General features: G+C 67.3%; 21 protein-coding genes. 10 read left to right on the top strand and 11 right to left on the bottom strand.

Annotated features, from left to right (window positions below; genetic code table 11):
• Positions 1 to 28: 28 nt before the first annotated feature.
• From qcrB to ctaE, 4 genes are read right to left on the bottom strand one after another with little or no spacing between them, the layout of a single operon-like run.
• Entirely contained in the window at positions 29 to 1,636 is a 1,608-nt protein-coding gene (gene qcrB, locus BJY17_RS03120) for a cytochrome bc1 complex cytochrome b subunit (RefSeq protein ID WP_179550084.1), read from the bottom strand.
• On the bottom strand, positions 1,633 to 2,709 hold the full coding sequence (gene qcrA, locus BJY17_RS03125; RefSeq protein ID WP_179550085.1) for a cytochrome bc1 complex Rieske iron-sulfur subunit: 1,077 nt from the start codon (positions 2,707 to 2,709) through the stop codon (positions 1,633 to 1,635). Before qcrA ends, qcrB begins: the two co-directional genes overlap by 4 nt.
• 39 nt (positions 2,710 to 2,748) lie before the next feature.
• A complete protein-coding gene (gene qcrC, locus BJY17_RS03130) occupies positions 2,749 to 3,543 on the bottom strand; it encodes a cytochrome bc1 complex diheme cytochrome c subunit (protein WP_179550086.1) in 795 nt (264 codons plus the stop codon).
• 49 nt (positions 3,544 to 3,592) lie between these two features.
• Complete coding sequence (ctaE, locus tag BJY17_RS03135; RefSeq protein WP_056008750.1) at positions 3,593 to 4,225, bottom strand: aa3-type cytochrome oxidase subunit III; 633 nt, start codon at positions 4,223 to 4,225, stop codon at positions 3,593 to 3,595.
• Between the two features lie 135 nt (positions 4,226 to 4,360).
• On the opposite strand from ctaE, the gene trpD reads away from it, so the two are divergent.
• Complete coding sequence (trpD, locus tag BJY17_RS03140) at positions 4,361 to 5,413, top strand: anthranilate phosphoribosyltransferase (protein ID WP_179550087.1); 1,053 nt, start codon at positions 4,361 to 4,363, stop codon at positions 5,411 to 5,413.
• Between the two features lie 67 nt (positions 5,414 to 5,480).
• On the opposite strand, the gene glpK is transcribed toward trpD, so the two are convergent.
• The gene (gene glpK / locus BJY17_RS03145) at positions 5,481 to 6,995 is read right to left on the bottom strand and encodes a glycerol kinase GlpK (protein ID WP_179550088.1); all 1,515 of its coding nucleotides are present in this window, start codon (positions 6,993 to 6,995) and stop codon (positions 5,481 to 5,483) included.
• Positions 6,996 to 7,084: 89 nt separating this feature from the next.
• Complete coding sequence (locus BJY17_RS03150; protein ID WP_179550089.1) at positions 7,085 to 7,870, bottom strand: MIP/aquaporin family protein; 786 nt, start codon at positions 7,868 to 7,870, stop codon at positions 7,085 to 7,087.
• 208 nt (positions 7,871 to 8,078) lie between these two features.
• Here BJY17_RS03150 and dhaK point away from each other — a divergent pair, with 208 nt between their 5' ends.
• From dhaK to dhaM, 3 genes are read left to right on the top strand one after another with little or no spacing between them, the layout of a single operon-like run.
• Entirely contained in the window at positions 8,079 to 9,080 is a 1,002-nt protein-coding gene (dhaK, locus tag BJY17_RS03155; protein ID WP_179550090.1) for a dihydroxyacetone kinase subunit DhaK, read from the top strand.
• 25 nt (positions 9,081 to 9,105) lie between these two features.
• On the top strand, positions 9,106 to 9,753 hold the full coding sequence (gene dhaL / locus BJY17_RS03160; protein WP_179550091.1) for a dihydroxyacetone kinase subunit DhaL: 648 nt from the start codon (positions 9,106 to 9,108) through the stop codon (positions 9,751 to 9,753).
• Position 9,754: 1 nt separating this feature from the next.
• A complete protein-coding gene (gene dhaM / locus BJY17_RS03165; protein WP_179550092.1) occupies positions 9,755 to 10,489 on the top strand; it encodes a dihydroxyacetone kinase phosphoryl donor subunit DhaM in 735 nt (244 codons plus the stop codon).
• Positions 10,490 to 10,500: 11 nt separating this feature from the next.
• On the opposite strand, the gene BJY17_RS03170 is transcribed toward dhaM, so the two are convergent.
• Positions 10,501 to 11,265, bottom strand: a complete 765-nt coding sequence (locus BJY17_RS03170; RefSeq protein ID WP_179550093.1) for an SDR family NAD(P)-dependent oxidoreductase — start codon at positions 11,263 to 11,265, stop codon at positions 10,501 to 10,503.
• A 97-nt stretch (positions 11,266 to 11,362) separates the two neighbouring features.
• On the opposite strand from BJY17_RS03170, the gene BJY17_RS03175 reads away from it, so the two are divergent.
• Together BJY17_RS03175 and BJY17_RS03180 are read left to right on the top strand one after the other, a co-directional pair.
• A complete protein-coding gene (locus BJY17_RS03175) occupies positions 11,363 to 11,695 on the top strand; it encodes a hypothetical protein (RefSeq protein WP_179550094.1) in 333 nt (110 codons plus the stop codon).
• A 41-nt stretch (positions 11,696 to 11,736) separates the two neighbouring features.
• Positions 11,737 to 12,435, top strand: a complete 699-nt coding sequence (locus tag BJY17_RS03180; protein ID WP_179550095.1) for a hypothetical protein — start codon at positions 11,737 to 11,739, stop codon at positions 12,433 to 12,435.
• A gap of 21 nt (positions 12,436 to 12,456) precedes the next feature.
• On the opposite strand, the gene BJY17_RS03185 is transcribed toward BJY17_RS03180, so the two are convergent.
• The 3 genes from BJY17_RS03185 to BJY17_RS03195 are packed head-to-tail and all read right to left on the bottom strand — an operon-like array spanning position 12,457 to position 14,164.
• Positions 12,457 to 12,750: a DUF4287 domain-containing protein gene (locus BJY17_RS03185; protein ID WP_179550096.1), complete on the bottom strand. Its 294-nt coding sequence runs from the start codon at positions 12,748 to 12,750 to the stop codon at positions 12,457 to 12,459.
• Between the two features lie 57 nt (positions 12,751 to 12,807).
• Complete coding sequence (locus tag BJY17_RS03190) at positions 12,808 to 13,356, bottom strand: dihydrofolate reductase family protein (protein ID WP_179550097.1); 549 nt, start codon at positions 13,354 to 13,356, stop codon at positions 12,808 to 12,810.
• 1 nt (position 13,357) lies between these two features.
• Positions 13,358 to 14,164, bottom strand: coding sequence for an alpha/beta fold hydrolase (locus BJY17_RS03195; RefSeq protein ID WP_179550098.1), 807 nt, complete (start codon positions 14,162 to 14,164; stop codon positions 13,358 to 13,360).
• An 82-nt stretch (positions 14,165 to 14,246) separates the two neighbouring features.
• Here BJY17_RS03195 and BJY17_RS03200 point away from each other — a divergent pair, with 82 nt between their 5' ends.
• From BJY17_RS03200 to BJY17_RS03215, 4 genes are all read left to right on the top strand, one after another.
• Complete coding sequence (locus tag BJY17_RS03200) at positions 14,247 to 14,861, top strand: TetR/AcrR family transcriptional regulator (RefSeq protein ID WP_179550099.1); 615 nt, start codon at positions 14,247 to 14,249, stop codon at positions 14,859 to 14,861.
• A 96-nt stretch (positions 14,862 to 14,957) separates the two neighbouring features.
• Positions 14,958 to 15,161 (top strand): hypothetical protein, encoded by a 204-nt coding sequence (locus BJY17_RS03205; RefSeq protein WP_179550100.1) that lies wholly within the window; start codon positions 14,958 to 14,960, stop codon positions 15,159 to 15,161.
• Between the two features lie 130 nt (positions 15,162 to 15,291).
• A complete protein-coding gene (locus tag BJY17_RS03210; RefSeq protein ID WP_179550101.1) occupies positions 15,292 to 17,364 on the top strand; it encodes a hypothetical protein in 2,073 nt (690 codons plus the stop codon).
• Between the two features lie 49 nt (positions 17,365 to 17,413).
• Complete coding sequence (locus tag BJY17_RS03215) at positions 17,414 to 18,031, top strand: class I SAM-dependent methyltransferase (RefSeq protein ID WP_179550102.1); 618 nt, start codon at positions 17,414 to 17,416, stop codon at positions 18,029 to 18,031.
• 68 nt (positions 18,032 to 18,099) lie between these two features.
• Here the strand turns inward: BJY17_RS03215 and BJY17_RS03220 are convergent, their stop codons facing one another.
• Entirely contained in the window at positions 18,100 to 19,512 is a 1,413-nt protein-coding gene (locus BJY17_RS03220) for a permease prefix domain 1-containing protein (protein WP_179550103.1), read from the bottom strand.
• Between the last annotated feature and the right edge of the window lie 3 nt (positions 19,513 to 19,515).

Below are 19,515 nucleotides of genomic sequence, written 5' to 3' on the forward strand. Positions count from 1 at the left end.
CGGTGCCCGAATCCGTCTGACGGGATCGTCAGTGGTGGGTGTCGTGGCCGGACTCGAGCTCGCCCTTCGTGACCGGCGCGATGCGGTCTTCGAAGAACCAACGCGAGAACGATGCGCGCAAACGCTGCCCGACCGTGATCTTGCCGCGCGCGTTCGGACGGATCATGAGCGGCGCGTAGCTCTCGAAGCTGACGAGCCTCCAGCGGTCGTACTCATCGAGGGGCTGGTGCACCTCGATGAACTCGCCGCCGGGCAGCTTCACGATGCGCCCGGATTCGTAGCCGTGCAGCACGATCTCGCGGTCCTTCTTCTGCAGCGCGATGCAGACGCGCTTCGCGATGAAGTAGGCGATGAACGGGCCGACGATGACGACCGCCTGGAGTGCGTGGATGACGCCTTCCATGGTGAGCGAGAAGTGCGTCGCCAGGATGTCGGAGCTCGCAGCCGCCCAGAGGCCGGCGTAGAACGTGACACCGGCTGCACCGATCGCCGTGCGGGTCGGAGCGTTGCGGGGACGGTCGGCGATGTGGTGCTCGCGCTTGTCGCCCTTGACCCAGGCCTCGATGAACGGGTAGATCAGCACGGTCACGATGAAGATGCCGATCACGATCAGCGGCACGAGGATGTTGAACGACCACGTGCGGTCGAGCCAGACGAACTCCCAGCCCGGCGGGATCAGTCGCAGGGCGCCGTCGGCGAAGCCGATGTACCAGTCGGGCTGGGTACCGGCGGAGACGGGGGAGGGGTCGTAGGGGCCGTAGTTCCAGATCGGGTTGATCGTGAACATCGAGGCGATGAGCGCGAGCACACCGAAGACGATGAAGAAGAACCCACCGGCCTTCGCCGCGTAGATCGGGAGGATGGGCGGGCCGACCGCGTTCTGCTGCGTCTTGCCCGGTCCTGCGTACTGCGTGTGCTTGTGCACCACGACGAACACGAGGTGGAGCGCGACGAGCGCGACGACGAGGGCCGGCAGCAGCAGGATGTGCAGCGTGTAGAGGCGCCCGACGATCTGCGTGCCGGGGAACTCGCCACCGAAGAGCAGGAACGAGGTCCACGTGCCGATGAGCGGGATGCCCTTGACCATGCCGTCGATGATGCGGAGACCGTTGCCCGAGAGCAGGTCGTCGGGGAGCGAGTAGCCGGTGAAGCCCTCGGCCATCGCGAGGATGAAGAGGATGAAGCCGATCACCCAGTTCAGCTCGCGCGGCTTGCGGAACGCACCGGTGAAGAAGATGCGCAGCATGTGCAGGCCGATGGCGGCGACGAAGAGCAGCGCAGCCCAGTGGTGCATCTGGCGCACGAACAGGCCGCCGCGGATGTCGAACGAGATGTCGAGCGTCGACGCCATGGCGACCGACATCTCGACGCCCTTGAGGGGCACGTACGAGCCGTCGTAGTGCACCTCGACCATCGACGCCTGGAAGAAGAACGTCAGGAACGTGCCCGAGATGAGCACGACGACGAAGCTGAAGAGCGCGACCTCGCCGAGCAGGAACGACCAGTGGTCGGGGAAGGCCTTACGGCCGAGTTCCTTGACGAATCCCGCGATGCTCGTGCGCTCGTTGACGTACACGGACGCAGCTGACGTGAACGACCGCTTCTGCGGCGCGGTTGCGGACGGTGCGGTGGTCAATTGCGCTCCCAGAAGCTCGGGCCGACGGGTTCGGTGAAGTCGTGCTGCGCGATGAGGTAGCCCTCGTCGTCAACGGCGATCGCAAGCTGAGGCAGGGGACGCGCTGCCGGGCCGAAGATGACCTCGCAGTGGTTGGCGACGTCGAACTGCGACTGGTGGCACGGGCACAGCAGGTGATGCGTGTGCTGCTCGTAGAGGGCCACGGGGCATCCGACGTGCGTGCAGATCTTGGAGTACGCGACGATGCCCTCGTACGACCAGTTCTCCTTGCCGGGAGCCTCGTTGAGCTCGCTCGGCTCGAGGCGCATGAGCAGCACCGCTGCCTTGGCCTTCTCTTCGAGCTTGCCGTGCTCGAGGTCCTGCAGGCCCTCGGGGATGACGTGGAAGGCGCTGCCGATGGTGACGTCTGCGGCCTTGATCGGCACGCCCGACGGGTCGAGCGCGAGGCGCGTGCCCTTCTTCCACATGGTGTGGCTGAGCAGCTCGACGGGCATCTGATCCTGCGGTGCGAACCCGCGGAAGAGCACGATGGCGGGCAGCGGGAAGACGAGCAGCGCACCGATGAGGCTGTTGCGGATCGCAGCGCGACGGGTGAAGCCCGACTCGCGGTCGGCGTCGGCGAACACCTTGACGGCTGCGGCCTGCGTCTCGGGGGAGCCGCCGATCGGGTGACGCTCGTCGACGAGTTCGACGTCGGCCATGATCGCCTTGCCCCAGTGCACCACGCCGAAGCCGATGGCGAGCAGGGCCAGCGTGGCGCCGAGGCCGAAGAACATGTTGTTCAGGCGGACCGCACCGACGTCGTTGGACTCGATCGGAAACAGCATGTACGCAGCGATCGCCCAGACGCTTCCGAGGATCGACAGGTAGAACAGCGTGTAGACGGTGCGCTGGGCACGCTTCTCTCGCTTGGGGTTCTCGTCGGTGACCCGGGGTCGGTGCGGCGGGAAGCCGGGGTTCTCGAACGAGTCGGCCGCGATGACCGCGGTACCCGGCGAGACGGCAGTGTCGTGCGCGGCGTGCGACGAGTCGGCAGCGGCGAGCTCTGCGCCGCTGTGGTCGTCCTGTGCCATGGTTCTCCTTCTTCAGCTACTACTGTGCCGGGGCGTGCGCTAGTTGGACTTCGCCGTGATCCACACGGTGATCGCGACGATCGCGCCGAGACCGAAGATCCAGATGAACAGACCCTCTGCGACCGGCCCGAGGGAGCCGAGTTCGATGCCGCCGGGCGAGCGGTTGTCCTGGACGTACTTGAGGTACGTGATGACGTCGCGCTTGTCTTCCGGCGAGATGTTCAGGTCGTTGAAGACCGGCATGTTCTGCGGGCCGGTGACCATGGCCTCGTAGATGTGCACGCCCGAGACATCCGTCAGCGGGGGAGCGAACTTGCCCTCGGTGAGCGCACCGCCGGCGCCGGCCACGTTGTGGCACATCGCGCAGTTGATACGGAAGAGCTCCGCGCCGTTCGCTGCGTCGCCACCGCCGTTGACGAGGTGGTCGCTGGGGATGTCGGGGCCGGGGCCGAGCGAGGCGACGTAGTACGCGAGCTGCTTGACCTGCTCGTCGGTGAACTGCGGAGGCTTCACTTGCGCCTGGGGGCCCTGCATCTGCATCGGCATGCGGCCGGTGCCGACCTGGAAGTCGACCGCTGCCGCACCGACGCCGATGAGGCTCGGTCCCTCGTCGGTGCCCTCGGCGGAGAGCCCGTGGCACGTGGCGCAGTTGGCCTGGAAGAGCTTCTTGCCCTCTTCGATGGTCTGCTGCGAGTTCGGGTCCACTTCGGCCTGCGCGATGGTGCCGCTGCTCAGCGCAGCGTATGCACCACCGGTGAAGACGAGGCCGAGCGCGAGGAGCGCGACGGTGGCGAGCGGGTGCCGGCGTCCGGTGCGTCGCTTCTGGCGAGTCATGGGTATCTTCCTGTTCACGGGCATGCTGTGGTGACGCTCCTGATGCGAGTTACTTGAGGACGTAGATGACGAAGAACAGTCCGATCCAGACCACGTCGACGAAGTGCCAGTAGTACGAGACGGCGATCGCGCTGGTCGCCTCGCGGTGACCGAAGTTCTTGACCGCGAAGACGCGGCCGATGACGAAGAGGAACGCGATCAGGCCACCGGTGACGTGCAGGGCGTGGAAGCCCGTCGTGAGGTAGAAGGCCGATCCGTAGGCGTTGGAGTCGAGCGCGATGCCCTCGGACACCAGCGTCGCGTACTCCCAGACCTGGCCCGCGACGAAGACGCCGCCCATGGCGTAGGTGAGGAAGAACCACTCCACCACGCCCCATTGGGTCGGCTTCCATCCGGTCGCGTAGGGCTGAAGTCGCTCGGCCGCGAAGACGCCGAACTGGCACGTGACCGACGACAGCACGAGGATCAGCGTGTTCACCGCCGCGAACGGCACGTTCAGCCTGCCGGCCTCGAAGGACCACAGCTCGGGTGATGTCGACCGCAGCGTGAAGTAGATCGCGAAGAGTCCCGCGAAGAACATGACCTCGCTGCCGAGCCAGACGATCGTTCCCACCGCTACGGTGTTCGGTCGTTTGATCAGGGGCGCGCTCGCCTGATAAGTGATTGAGGTGCTCGTCACCATCCCATTATGGCTGAAACGAGGCCTGAGTTTTCGTCATCCGGGGGAGTCGTGTCGCTCTCTTCGAGTTAGGCAAACCTAAGTTGCGCTGTGCGAAGGCCGCGAATCCGCCGTGAATCCCGCAGATAGGATCGACGCATGCCCGCAGGACAGAACTGGCCAGACATCTTGAATTCCCTTCTCGAGGGGTCCGATCTGAGCGTTTCGGATGCCGCGTGGTGCATGGAACAGGTCATGACGGGCGCGATCAGCGAGGCCCAGCTGGCCGGATTCCTCATCGCACTGCGTGTGAAGGGGGAGACCGTCGACGAGATCGTCGGCTTCCGCGACGCGATCCTCGACCATGCGGTCGCCCTGCCGGTCGATCCGATGGCGCTCGACATCGTCGGCACCGGCGGTGATCGTTTCGGCACGGTCAACGTCTCGACGATGGCCTCGATCGTCGCCGCGGCATCCGGTGTGCCGGTGATCAAGCACGGCAATCGTGCCGCGAGTTCGTCGTCGGGCTCGTCGGACGTGCTCGCCGCACTTGGACTCGACCTCGAGCTGCCCGCAGAGCGGGTCGCCGACGTGCTCGGCGAGGCCGGCATCACCTTCGCCTACGCGGCGGCCTTCCACCCCGGGTTCCGTCACGCCGGCCGTGTGCGCTCCGAGCTCGGCGTGCCGACCGTCTTCAACTTCCTCGGCCCGCTCGTGAACCCGGCCCGCCCCGAGGCATCCGCTGTCGGCGTGGCGCAGCTCGACCGGGTGCCGCTCATCGTCGGCGTCTTCCAGACCCGCGGCGCGACCGCACTCGTCTTCCGTGGCGACGACGGCCTCGACGAGCTCACGACCACCGGCCACAGCCACGTCTGGGAGGTCTCGCTCGGCACCGTCAAGGAGCACGACCTCGATCCGCGCGACCTCGGCATCGCGCGCGCCACGATCGATCAGCTCGCGGGCGGTGACGCGCAGCACAACGCCGCCGTCGTGCACGACGTGCTCGCGGGCGCCCGCGGTCCGGTTCGCGACATCGTCGTGCTGAACGCCGCGGCCGGTCTCGTCTCGTTCGAGCTGGCGAAGGACCCGAGCCAGTTCCAGCGCGCCATCCTCGACCGGTTCACCGAGAAGATCGCCGTCGCCGAGGCCGCGATCGACAGTGGTGCGGCCGCACGCAAGCTCGAGCAGTGGATCGCGGCCACGAAGTCCTGATGACTCCTGCGCCCTGAGCCTGTCGAAGCGGCCTTCCCGCTTCGACAGGCTCAGCGAGCACAGAACGTCACTTCACGTCGGCGTCCACCCAATCGAACGTCTTCGTGACGGCCTTCTTCCAGAGCCGGATCTGACGGTCGCGCTCGGCGGGATCCATCTTCGGCTCCCAGCGCGAATCCTCCTGCCAGTTCGCACGCAGTTCGTCGAGGCTCGACCAGAAGCCCACTGCGAGGCCGGCGGCGTAGGCCGCGCCGAGTGCCGTGGTCTCGGCGACCACCGGGCGCACCACAGGCACGCCGAGGATGTCGGCCTGGAACTGCATGAGGGTGTTGTTGGCGATCATGCCGCCGTCGACCTTGAGTTCGGTCAGGTCGACACCCGAGTCGGCGTTCACGGCCTCGAGCACCTCGCGGGTCTGGAAGGCCGTCGCCTCGAGGGCTGCGCGGGCGATGTGGCCCTTGTTCACGAACCTCGTGAGGCCGACGAGCGCGCCGCGGGCGTCAGGGCGCCAGTACGGCGCGAACAGGCCGGAGAACGCGGGCACGAAGTACGCGCCGCCGTTGTCCTCCACGGTCTTGGCGAGCGCCTCCACCTCGGGAGCGCTCGAGAACAGGCCGAGGTTGTCGCGGAGCCACTGGATCAGCGAGCCCGTGACCGCGATGGATCCCTCGAGCGCGTAGTGGGGGGCGGCGTCCCCGAGCTTGTACCCGAGCGTGGTGAGCAGCCCGTTCTTCGAGTGGACGATCTCCTCGCCCGTGTTGAAGATCAGGAAGTTGCCCGTGCCGTAGGTGTTCTTCGACTCGCCCGCATCGAACGCGGCCTGGCCGAAGGTCGCGGCCTGCTGGTCGCCGAGGATGCCGGCGACCGGCACCTCCCGGAGCAGGCTCGACGAGTGGGCGTGGCCGTACACCTCGGAGGAGGACTTGATCTCGGGCAGCATCGACTTCGGCACCCCGAAGGCGGCGAGGATCTCGTCGTCCCAGGCGAGGGTCTCGAGGTCCATGAACATCGTGCGGCTGGCGTTCGTGACGTCGGTCGCGTGCACGCCACCGTCGACGCCGCCGGTGAGGTTCCAGAGCACCCAGGTGTCGGTCGTGCCGAACAGCAGGTCGCCGGCCTCGGCCTTCTCGCGCGCGCCGGGCACGTTCTCGAGGATCCAGACGATCTTCGTGCCCGAGAAGTAGGTCGCCAGCGGCAGGCCGACCTGCTGCTTGAACCGCTCGACGCCGCCGTCGGCCGCGAGACGGTCGACGATCGGTTGCGTGCGCGTGTCCTGCCAGACGATCGCGTTGTACACGGGCCGGCCCGTGGTCTTGTCCCACACGACGGCGGTCTCGCGCTGGTTCGTGATGCCGACCGCGGCGATGTCGTGTCGCGTCAGATTCGCCTTGCTGAGGGCCTGGCCGATCACCTCGCGCGTGTTGTCCCAGATCTGGGTGGCGTTGTGCTCGACCCAACCGGCCTGCGGGAAGATCTGCTCGTGCTCGAGCTGCCCGGTCGAGATGATCGATCCGTGCTTGTCGAAGATGATCGCGCGCGACGAGGTCGTGCCCTGGTCGATCGCGAGGATGTAGTCGGCCATTCGGTTTCTCTCAATCTGTTCAGCCGGTCGAGGCCGGCGGTCGTTCCGCGGGTGAAGCGGGGCCGGCCCGACGGGCCGGCCCCACCTCATCAGGTGATGATGGGCAGCAGCGGGATCGCCAGCCACCCGGCCAGGAGTCCGCCGATGACCGGGCCGATCACGGGCACCCACGAGTAGGACCAGTCGCTGCCGCCCTTGCCGTGGATCGGCAGGAGGGCGTGCGCGATGCGCGGACCGAGGTCACGGGCCGGGTTGATCGCGTAGCCGGTCGGGCCACCGAGAGAGACGCCGATGCCGATCACGAGCAGCGCCACGGGCAGTGCGCCGAGGGCCGCGAGGCCGCCGTCGCCCTGACGCCCGCCGCCGAAGCCGATCACGACGAACACCAGCACGAAGGTGCCGATGATCTCGGTGACGAGGTTCCAGGCGTAGTTGCGGATGCCGGGGCCCGTCGAGAAGACGCCGAGTTTCGAGGCCGGTTGCGGTTCTTCGTCGAAGTGCTGCTTGTAGGCGAGCCAGACGATCACGGCGCCGATGATCGCTCCGATGAACTGGGCGCCGATGTAGGCGCTCACGGACACGGGATCGACCGGTACGGTGAGGCCGAGCCCGGCGTTGCCGAACTCGGTCGCGCCGTTGGCGACGAGACCGAGGGTGACGGCCGGGTTGATGTGCGCGCCCGACGCGTAGGAGACGATGACACCGGCGAAGACCGCGAGGCCCCAGCCGATCGTCACCATGAGGAATCCGCCGTTGAAGCCCTTCGTCTTGGCGAGGGCCACGTTGGCCACGACACCACAGCCGAGGAGCACGAGCATCGCCGTGCCGACGAGCTCGCTGAGGAACAACACTCCGAGATTGTCCACGTTGACCATCCATCCTTTTCGCTAGCCCGAGGGCGTCGCCCAGGGGCGGAACACTGCCCACGATACTCAGACCGGCAACTGCGGGGAATGGGGCGGATGAGATTTCGCACTGCCCCTTACGGTGTGCAGCGTCTCGGGCGTAGGTTGGCGGAGGAATGCTGCGTCGACGTCGCTGCACGGCTGCACGGCGCCCGCTGGCTGAGGGGAAGGGGATGTCGTGAAGAAAATCATCAACGATCCCAAGCGGGTCGTCGACGAGTCGGTCGCCGGTTTCGGCCTCGCTCACGCCGATATCGTGCGCGTGGAGTTCGATCCGATCCACGTCGTGCGCGCCGATGCGCCGGTCGCGGGCAAGGTCGGCATCGTGAGCGGCGGCGGCAGCGGGCATGAGCCCCTGCATGCCGGCTACGTCGGCTTCGGCATGCTCGACGCTGCTGTGCCGGGTGCGGTGTTCACCTCGCCGACGCCCGACCCGATCCTGGCCGCGACGAAGGCGGTCGACGGAGGAGCCGGTGTGCTCCACATCGTGAAGAACTACACGGGCGACGTGCTGAACTTCGAGACGGCCGCAGACCTGGCCGCCGCCGACGGCATCGAGGTTCGGGCCGTCATCACGAATGACGACGTCGCGGTGAAGGACTCGCTCTACACGGCCGGCCGACGCGGCGTCGCCGGCACGGTGCTCGTCGAGAAGATCGCCGGTGCCGCAGCCGAGCGGGGCGACTCGCTCGACGCGGTCGTCGCGGTGGCCGAGCGGGTGAACGCCAACGCCCGGTCGATGGGGCTCGCCCTGACGCCCTGCATCGTGCCGCACGCCGGCGAGCCCAGCTTCACGCTCGCCGAGGACGAGATCGAGATCGGCATCGGCATCCACGGCGAACCCGGTCGCGAACGTGTCAAGCTCGAACCCGCAGATCGTCTCGTCGACCGACTCCTCGAGCCGATCCTCGAGGACCTGCCGTACGAGCGCGGCGAACGCGCCCTGCTCTTCGTCAACGGCATGGGCGGCACGCCCCAGGTCGAGTTGTACCTCGCCTACCGCAGGGCGGCGGAGGTGCTCGAGGAGCGCGGCATCGGGATCGCCCGATCGCTCGTGGGCAACCACATCACCGCGCTCGAGATGCAGGGCATGTCGATCACGTTGCTGAAGCTCGATGACGAGATGGTCGAATTGTGGGATGCCCCGGTGCAGACGGCTGCGCTGCGGTGGGGCCGGTAGAAGAAGGATCGAAGGGGGAATCTCGGTGGGATTGGACATCACCTGGGCCGTGGACTGGGTCAGACGAAGCGCACAGGTGATCTCGGATCATCGAGTCGAGCTGATCACGCTCGACCGCGAGATCGGCGACGGCGACCACGGCGAGAACATGGATCGTGGCTTCCAGGCAGTGCTGCCGAAGCTCGATGACCTCGCCGCCGGTTCGACACCAGGGGATGTGCTGAAGCTCGTCGCGACGACGCTCATCTCGACGGTCGGCGGCGCTGCCGGTCCGCTCTACGGAACCGCGTATCTGAAAGCCGCTGCGGCCGCCGGCAGCGCGGTGTCGCTCGACGGCCCGGCGATCGCCGCCATCCTCACGGCCGCCCGCGACGGGGTCGTGACGCGCGGCAAGGCGGAGTCCGGCGACAAGACGATGATCGACGCGTGGACGCCCGCCGTCGACGCAGCGGACGCCGCTGCAGCAGCAGGTGTCGACGCGGCCGGCGTCTTCGCCGCGGCCGCCGATGCGGCGGAAGCCGGTGCCGTCGCCACCGAGCCGCTCGTGGCGCGCAAGGGCCGTGCGAGCTATCTCGGCGAACGTTCGGCCGGGCATCGCGATCCGGGGGCCGAGTCGAGTGCCCTGCTGCTCCGAGCCGCCGCCGACGCGGCGGCGGCATCAGCGGGTGCCTGACATGGGCACTCCGGAGAAGGTCGGCGTGCTCTTCGTCTCGCACTCCGCGGCGATCGCCGCAGGGCTCGTCGAACTGGCGCGGCAGATGGCGCCGACGGCATCGCTCGTCGCCGCGGGCGGCACCGACGACGGCCGCATCGGTACGAGCTTCGATCTCGTGACCGCCGGCATCGCCGAGGCCGATTCGGGCCGGGGCGTGGTCGTGCTGTGCGATCTCGGCTCCGCCATCCTCACGGCCGAGACGGCCCTCGACTTCCTCGACGACGAGGTGCGCGAGCGGGTGCGCATCATCGACGCGCCGCTCGTCGAGGGCGGGGTCGCCGCTGCAGTCGCCGCCGAGGCGGGGGACGCACTCGAGGTGGTCGTGGCGGCCGCCGAATCGGCACGGGGGCCGGCCACCACGGCGACCGCGGGGGCCGCCGCGGGGCCGAGTGCGGGTGCCGCGGATGCCGGCACAGCAGCGCCGGCGGCGGCGGCGTCGGGCTACACCCGGAGCATCCGCCTGGTGAACTCCGACGGGCTGCACGCTCGACCGGCGGCCGAACTCGTGAAGCTCGCGAGCACATTCCCGCAGAAGGTCACCGTGAACGGCACCGACGCCAAGAGCCTGCTCGGCATCATGTCGCTCGGCCTCACCAAGGGTGCGCAGGTCGACATCACCAGCAGGGATCTGAACGGCCGCGAAGCGGTCGACGCGTTGGCGGCACTCGCGGAGTCGGGCTTCGGCGAAGCGTGAACCGGGTCTCGTCAGTTGCCGCCGGCGACGCGGATGTCGGCGCCCGAGGTGTACGAGGCATCCGCTGAGAAGAGGTAGGCGACCGCGCCGGCTATCTCGTGCGGCTCGCCTGCGCGACGCATCGGGATGTTCGGGGCGCGCTCTTCGGGGGCGTTCGGCCGACCGGCCGCCGCGTGGATCTCGGTGTGCGTCGTACCGGGGGAGACGGTGTTGACGCGCACGCCCACCGGACCGAACTCCTTTGACGCGCCCGTCGTGAGCGCGTTCAGCGCCGCCTTGCTCATGGCGTAGGGGATGTAGGTGTTCGGGGCACCGCTGCGGGCCGCGCCCGAGGAGATGTTCACGATGCTGCCGCCCGACCCGCCGCGGTCGGTCGCCATGTGCGCGACGGCGGCACGCGTGAGCACGATGGGGGCGAGGACGTTCACGCGGAAGAGCTCGTCGCTCTCGTCGATGCTCGCGTCGAGGAAGCCCCCGATGTGCCCCGTGATGCCCGCGTTGTTGACGAGGCCGGTGACCCGGCCGAATTCGGCGACCGCCGCGGGGACCACCGTCGCCGCTGCCTCGAGGTCGGCGAGGTCGGCCTGCAGCAGCAGCACCCGAGCACCGGATGCCGCGCACCGACGTGCGATCGCGTCGGCCTCGTCACGGCGCTCACGGTACGTCAGCACGAGGTCGTGCCCGTCGGCGGCGAGACGTTCGGCGATCGCTGCACCGATTCCGCGACTCGCACCCGTGATGATCGTGACCTGGCGTGTGGCTGAGGCATCCGTCATGTGCCAAGCCTATTGGCGGCGCCGGTCCGAATGCCGCGAAATCGACCCGAAGGCGGGCACTGGCGGATCGGTGCGCAGCGGGCGTACCATCAGGCGCATGATGGCACGTGACGACGCGAGCCGAGATGACGGCAACGCATTCACCCACTTCTTCGACAAGGTCGACCGGGTGCTGGAGCCGGTGTTCAGCAACCCGCCGACTCCAGCGGAAGAGGCGCCGCTCGAGCCGACCGACGGCAAGGCGTGTCCGATCTGCGGGCATCCCATGTTCGAGCACTTCATCGACCACTCGACGCCGAACACGGTGCTGGTCTGCCCGACCGACGAGCGGTTGCCCGAGCACGAGGTCGGCGGGCCCTACAACGAGCTCGGCATGCCCGCGACGGGCCGCCGACTCGAGAAGTACGCCGAGCGTCACTCGACCGAGTAGGTGCACGCGGCGGCATCCGTTGCATCATCTACGCTGACGACGTGACGTCACCAGTCGTACCGCACAGCATCCACATCACGGTTCTGCACGACGGTCAAGTGCTCCTGGAGCTCCTCTCCGACATCCGCACGAGCCTGGCTCTCGCGGAGTCCCGGGCTGTCGACCAGGACCACGTGTCCGCCATCGTCACGGGGTGGGTGGCCGAGCGTTCGTGGCAGCCGACGCCTCGGGGGACCGCGCGCGCTTCGTTCGCTGAGAAGTACCGGGCGGGCTATGCGCTCGCGATTCCCGGAACCGAACGTGACCTGTTGCGCTTCCAGGTGTCGTCGAGGGCACTCGCGGAACGGTTCGCACTCGCGTTCTCCACGGGTGCCGAGCCCGATGATCCCCGCACGGAGCAGTTCCCTCGAGACTTCGCCCGCGGCCTCGCCATGTTCTTCCGGAGGTCGAAGGCGTTGGCGCAGGAGCGCCTTGCCGGCGGTGCGTATCTGCCGATCATGCAGTCGTACCTCGATCATGCGCGCGCGAAGATCGACGAGGACGACCAGGATCACCACGAGGTGTTCTCCCGGGGCGTCGGCGCCATCATGGCCGACGAGCGCTACCTCCTCCTCTCGGACGACGATGGCGCACGACAGCTGTACGCCGCACTCGAGTCGGAGCGATGGGACCTCTACAACTGGTACATGGACCGCGCGAAGGGCGGTGTCGTACGGTCGAGGCGACCGCAGCGCGCCTGATCTGCACGGCGGCGACCGCGCTCACCAGGGCCTGGTGTCCTTGCCGTCGAGCCAGAGCCGGCCGATGCTGATCGGTGGTTCGGGCGTCGTCTCGGCGTTCTTGATGTCGACGGTCTCGCGGTGCTTGATGACCTGGGCGATGGCCATCGCGTGGCCGTGACCGAGTGCGTACTCGGTCTTCAACCACGCCACGACCTCGCCGGTCCTGGTACCGGTTGATCCGAGGCCGCGTTCATCGGCGAGTTCGATGAACCGGCGAGGCGTGAGGCCGGTCGAGGTCTCGACGTTGTCGAGGTAGGACTGCCCTTGGGACATGTTCGTGCTCCTTCTCGGTGCTTGGTGGTCGGTGGTCGGTGGTCGGTATACGGTGCTTCAGGGCCGCGCGGTGGGGCGGTGGACGGTGAGCTGCACGCCGCGTTCGAGCATGCGGGACTCGACCAGTTCGAGGTCGGCACGGGGCCCGTCGTAGGTGTCGAACAGGCGTCGCCCCTGACCGAGCACCACCGGGTGGGTGAGCAGGCGGAGCTCGTCGAGCAGGCCGCCGGCGATCAGCGCCTCGACGAGGCGGATGCTTCCGGCCACCGTGATGCGCCCTTCACCGCTGGCCTTGTGCGCTGCGAGCTCGTCGAATCCGGTCACCTCGGTGTTGCGCCAGGTCGGAGAGTCGAGCGTGCTCGAGACGACGAGCTTCGGCATCGCGTTGAGCCGGCGGGCGAGGGGCACCTCGTCTCCGCGGTTCGGCCACGAGTCGGCGAACACCTCGTACGTGCGGCGACCGAGCAGCAGAGCGGATGCTTCGCCCTGTTCGCGTGCGACCTCGGCGAGCATCTCTTCGCCGACCCAGGGGAAGTGCCAGGTCTCCGGCGCTTCGACGACGAGGTCGAGGCTCGCGAACAGTTCGGCGGTGATCGTCCTGGCCATTTCAGACGCCCACAGCGATCGACCGGAGGATGGGAGCGACGTCGTCTGCGGGAAGCTGGTGGTCGCCGCCGGGCACCACGACGAGCCGGCTGTCCGGCAGGACCTCGGCGAGCGCCGCAGCACCGGATCGGATCGACGGGAACGTCGACTCACCGACCAGGACCGTGACGGGAGGGGGGATCGGAACGTAGCGATCGAGCGCGGCAGGGTCGCCCGACATGGTGTCGCCCACGATGCGCGCGTCGTAGCGCAGCGTGCCGGCGTAGGGCTCCACGGCCGAAATGAACGGCGACGCCATCATCTGGTCGACCATCTCCGGGGGCAGCCCGACTGCCTCGAGCGAGAAGTACCGAAGGGCCCCGAGTCGATCGCCGGCGGCGGCGAATGCGTCGAGCCGCGCGACGTAGTCCGCAGGGATCGGCGGACGTGCGTCGTCGACGATGAACGGCGGCTCGAAGGCGGCGACAGCGGAGACGGGTACGCCGGCCAGAGCGGCTTCGAGCGCGAGGATGGCCCCCGAGGACTCGCCCAGCAGGATCGCGTCGCCACCGACGTGTTCGAGGAGCGCGGCGATGTCTTCGATCTCGCGTGCGACGGCATACGTCTCGGCGTCGCCGCTCTCGCCGCGACCACGGCGATCGTAGGTGACGACGCGAAGCCCGCCGGCTGCGGCGAGCGCTGCGGCACTGGGGGAGATGGCACGGTAGGCGGTCGCACCGTGCACGAGGATCACCGCCGGGGCAGCAGTCGGGCCGAGGTCGTCGAACGCGATCTGCGTGCCATCGGCAGAGTGCACGAAATGGGTCATGAGAATCTTCCTCCATCTGAACGGTACCGTTCAGTACGGTACTGAGTGGTACAGTACTGACAGGTACCGGAGGAGTCAACCCATGAACACCAACCCACGGGTCGAGGCGACGCGAGCTCGCATCTTGAACGCCGCTCTGGACGCATTCGTGCTCGACGGGTATACCGGTGCGAGCACCGACGTCATCGCGGCGGCGGCAGCAGCTTCGAAGCAGACCGTCTACAAGTACTTCGGCGACAAGGAGGGGCTCTTCCGGGCGCTGATCTCCGATGTCGTCGACCGGGTTCACGACTCGATCGTGCGCCTCGACATCGATGCCTACGCCGATGGGGAGGCGGTCGTGCGAGCACTCGCCCGACTCCTGAGCGACTCGGTGCTCGATCGTCGGGTGCAACGATTCCGCCGGCTCGTCATCGCCGAAGCTGCACGCTTTCCCGATATCGGCCGCGCCTACTACGAGGGGGCGTTCGAGCACACGATCGGGCACATGGCCGATCTGCTGGCCAGCGCGAGCGAGCGCGGCTGGCTGCACATCGAGGAGCCGCGGATCGCGGCGAATCAGCTGGCAGGGCTCCTGCTCTGGATCCCGAGCAACCGCATCATGATGACCGGGCGGTTCGACGCGATCACCGAAGCCGAAGTCGAGTCCGGGTTGGAATCCGGCGTCCGCGTGTTCCTCGCGGCGTATCGGGACTGACCTCGCACGGGGGAGCGGGAGACGGGAGTAGGTTGGCGCCATGCTCAGATTCGCCGTTCGGTGCCGGTTGACCGTTTCCGACGGCGCCCTGAGCTGATGCAGTTCGTTCTCGACTTCCTCGTCTGGAGCGCGATCGTCGGTATCGTGCTGTGCATTCCGCTTGCCATCCGTGCGGTGCGAAATGAACTCCTGCATCACGACGACCCGCGATTCACCCCCAATTCATGGCTCGGGCGAACCATTCGGTGGCAACGTCAGCGCGCCGAACGGGACTCCACCTCGCCTGGCTCGGACGGCTGATATTCGGCCCCGTGAGGGCGGCCCTGCCGGTCGCCGATCACGCGGCGACGGGACGTGGGTGAGCTGACACGATGGCGATCGAGATCATCTCGTAATCACTCATGTCTGCCGCGAACAGTACGGTCGATTCATGCCGTCACGCGCCCGGAGGATCCTCTCCGCTTCCCTGCTCACTGTCGCGCTTCTCGGATCCGCTGCCGTCCCGCCGGCGATCGCGGCAGAAGACGGCGACAGCGGCGGAAATGCAACGATCCAGACCGAAGGCACGCTCATCGTCAGTGAGGTCGGAGGAACGCGCGACTCCGATGGGAACGAGGGGATGACGCGTACCGTTCACCTGCGGACCGCAGACGGTGGATCGATCGCACTCGCACCGTCACCCGAACTCGCTGAAGCCAAGACTGGAGACCACTTCGAGGGTGAGATTCAGACGGCCGACCCCGAAGGAGATGACCCTTCCCGGTCGGACGAGGCTCTCGCCGTTGGACGTGTCACCGACCATGGAGTCGAGGTGGTCGAAGCCGATGTGACCCCGGCGAGTCCAGACGAGAGCGCCGAGGCTCGGGATCATGTGGCCGATGTCGTCGTCATCGACCCCGCGAACGTCGAACCCGTCGGTGAGACGTTCTCGGATGTCACCCTGCGGGATCTCACCCACAACGCCGGTCAAGGATGGTGGGCGCAGTCCATTCGGGGCGGCTTCGACGGCCCGGACGGCTCGTACCTGCCAGTGGAGCTGGGGCTGGCGACGTTCTCGACGGCCGGAAACGTCGTCCGTGTCACGAGTGCGGAGACCTGCGCAGCGAGTTTCGACTATTTCTGGGATCTCGCGGCCCAGTCGCTCGGCTACAGCGACGCAGGCGAGTACATTTCGAGACCCGGCTCGAGCGGCGAAGTCCGGCACCTCTTCGTCTACCTTCCGGAGGGATGCCTGCCGGTCGAGCCCTCATCCGCTGCCACGATCGGGGCGGCGAACGTGAACGGCCTCGCTCTCGTGACGCTCGGGAACGACCGCGAGCGTGCAACAGTCCACCATGAACTGGGACACAACTTCGGGCTCGGGCATGCGAACCTCATGGTGTGCTCGGAGGACTCGGTCGTGCTCGGTTGTACCGAGTATCCGCAAGGTGACCTCTATGATCCGATGTCGGCCGGTGTCGAGGGATTCAATGCGGCATCGCTGGTGAGCGGTGCCGGTCTCCTGCAGGTCGGTTGGAACGAACCGCTGTACTCGCCTCGGTTCGAACTCGGTGGCGACGAATCACGACGGACGTGGGAGGTAGATCTGCATGCAGTTGGGCAGAGTCAGCCCCAGCTCGCCCAGCTCATCGATCCGATCAATGGCGATCGTTACGTCGCCGAGTTTCGCTGTGACGGATACGACAACACGTTCTATCACGACTTCTATCCCAACCAGGGTTTGGATGGCGCCCTCATGTCAATGGATGGGCTCGGCGGCGACCCTGTGTGGTTCTCCGATGGCGTTCGGCTCGTCAAGTCGGAGGAGAACGGCGATACCGTCTCCATCGCTCGCGAAGTCACGTCGGCAGCAACCTACGTGCGCCAGCTCGCTGGAGGAGGCTACAGCCAGGGTGCCGCGTGGTACGACGCCTACCACCAGGACGCCAGGATCTCGAACCGATCGGGGAGCGTTTCGGCGAAAGCGATCGGCGGCAACTGCGGGAGCTTCGCGACCGTGGAGGTCACGCTGACGCGCCCGTCGGCCGAGCCGACGAAGCCCGTGTACCGGTTCTGGAGCGAGAAGCTGCGTGCGCACTTCTACACGATCAGCGAGACCGAACGCGATCATGTGATCGCAACCTGGCCCCGTGTGTGGTCGTACGAGGGTCCGAAGTACGAAGCGTTCGACTCGCAGGTCGCTGGTACCGTCCCGCTGTATCGCTTCTGGAGCAACCGTTACCAGGCGCATTTCTACACGACCGATGAGGCGGAGAAGGCTCGCGTCATCGCGAAGTGGCCCGACGTGTGGAAGTACGAGAAGGTCGCGTACTACGTGTACCCGCTCGACAGCACGGAGCCGAACACGGTCGCGATGGCGCGGTTCTGGAGCCCGCGGAACAGCCGTCACTTCTACACTGCCGATCCGGTTGAACGCGACATGGTGATCAAGCGCTGGCCGAGCCCCATCTGGGACTACGAGAGCGACGTCTTCCGGGTGCCGGCGGATGGACTCGTCGAGTAGCGATGGTCATCGGGATGCGGTCGCCTGTGCCGCCGACTAGCTTTGTCGCATGAGCGATGCGGAAGACGACGGCGTCGAGTCGGAACCCACGGCTCAAGCTGCCTATGCGGAGCGACTCCGATCGCTCGAGCGTCGAGGCATCCGTCGTGTCGTCGACGTCCAGGCGCCCTACCGGTGGAACCTGAGACGACTCCACCTCGGGCGCGTGCTCGACGTGGGGTGCGGGCTCGGGCGCAATCTGGTGAACCTCGGTGCCGATTCTGTCGGTGTCGACCACAATGCCGAGTCGATCAGGATCGCACGTGAGCGCGGGCTCGCTGCGTACACGCCGCAGGAGTTCGCCGATCTCGCAACGCCGCCGGCGTCGTTCGACACGCTGCTGTACGCTCACGTGCTCGAGCACATGGATACTGCAGCAGGTCTCCGCCTGATCCGCGAATACCTGCCGTATCTGCGCGAGGACGGCCGGCTGTGCGTGATCACGCCTCAGGAACGCGGATACCGCTCGGATGCCACGCACGTGCGTTTCGTCGACTTCGCCTCGATTCGCGAGGTCGTCGACGAGGTGCGAATGACCACTGAGCGCGAGTTCTCGTTCCCCTTCCCCCGATTCATCGGACGCGTGTTTCCGTACAACGAGTTCGTCGTCGTGGCCGGCCGCGGTTGAGCGGCGGGCCCCCGATCACGTGCGTCCGTGTCGCCGGCTGAGCAGGGGAGTGCGCTCAGCCCCGCCGGTCACGCGAAGTCGAACATCGGCGGGAACGCGAGCACGAGGATGGCAGCCCAGCCGAGGTAGACCGGGAGATATCCGGTCTGCCAGGACTCGACACGGCCGAATGGCACGCGCCGACGCACGAAGCCGATCTGCAGCCACGTTGCCCATGCGAGGTTGGCGAGAAGGATGAGGTTGAGCCCGAGTGACGCCGTCTTGTTCGCGCTGAATCCGAACTCGCCCGTGCGGGCGATCATCGCGACGAGCACGATGACGTCGACGCCGAGCGCGGCAGCGAGCATGAGCACTTGCAGTCGGTCGAACCAGCCTGGGCGAACCGCTGGGTCGCGCGCAGAGATCGCGTACACGAGCAGCGCGACGACCACGATGAGCACGGCATCGAAGGCGATGAGCAGTTCACGGCTGCCGTCGACGAGGTTCCACTGCATGACGGATGCCACGATGAGCGCGAGCATCATGAGCGTGAAGAGCGGCGTGAACACCTTGGTGAGCACCGGGGCGATGTTCTCGATGACGCGTTGCTTCGCTCCCACGAGCCAGGCGGAGACGAGGACCGCGCCCGCCGCCCCGCACGGCAGCACCCACTCGACGACGAACGGCGCGATGTCGACCTGGATCGACGCGAACACCGCGACGGTGAGGCCGCTCAGGGCGCCGCCCACGATCGCGATGAGCACGTAGTAGACGAGCCATTCACCGCTGAACCGCAGGAAGTCCATCCGAGTGCGGTCGCTGCGCCAGACGCCCCTGGCGTCGACGATGCCCGTGACGAGCCAGAGCGCGACGATCGAGCCGATGGTCGCGAGCACGGCGGTCGCGGAATTCTGCGTCGCGACTGTGACGGTCGAGGATCCTCCGTCGAACGGGTAGAGATTCAGTGCGAGCGCCACGATCACGAAGGCGCCTGCGACGCCGAGAAGCGTGCCCACCGGCGGTCGCCGCCGCCAGGCGAACCATGCGGCCAGGAAGGGGAGCACGAGGACGGCGATGTTGCGGAAGACAAGTTCGGGATCGTCGGTGAGCAGCTCGGTCACCTTCACCGCGATGCCGGCGCCGACGCCGAGCAGGAGGGCGATCGCGAGCCCGTTTGCGCGTCGCACGAACGGCATCGTGCCGTTCGCGGCATCCGTGCCCTCGGAGTCCGACGAGTCGTGGAGCACGAGCTGCTTCCACAGCCGACCCGAATGCTCGGCTGCATACTCGCGCGAGAGCTCGTCCATGCTGCCGAGGCGCTTGACCGCGATGAGGAACGCCTCGTCATCGGTGAGCCTTGCTGCTGTGAGGGCGTCGACACGATCGCGCAGGTGCGATTCGAGTTCGTCGACGTCACGAATGCTCAGGGCGTCGCGCCGCTCGATCCAGTCGCGCCACGAGGCGATGAGCTCGTCGAGGTGCGGGGCGTCTTCGGTGGTCATCGT

Origin of the sequence: Agromyces hippuratus, assembly GCF_013410355.1 — a bacterium.
Classification (GTDB): Bacteria; Actinomycetota; Actinomycetes; order Actinomycetales; family Microbacteriaceae; genus Agromyces; species Agromyces hippuratus.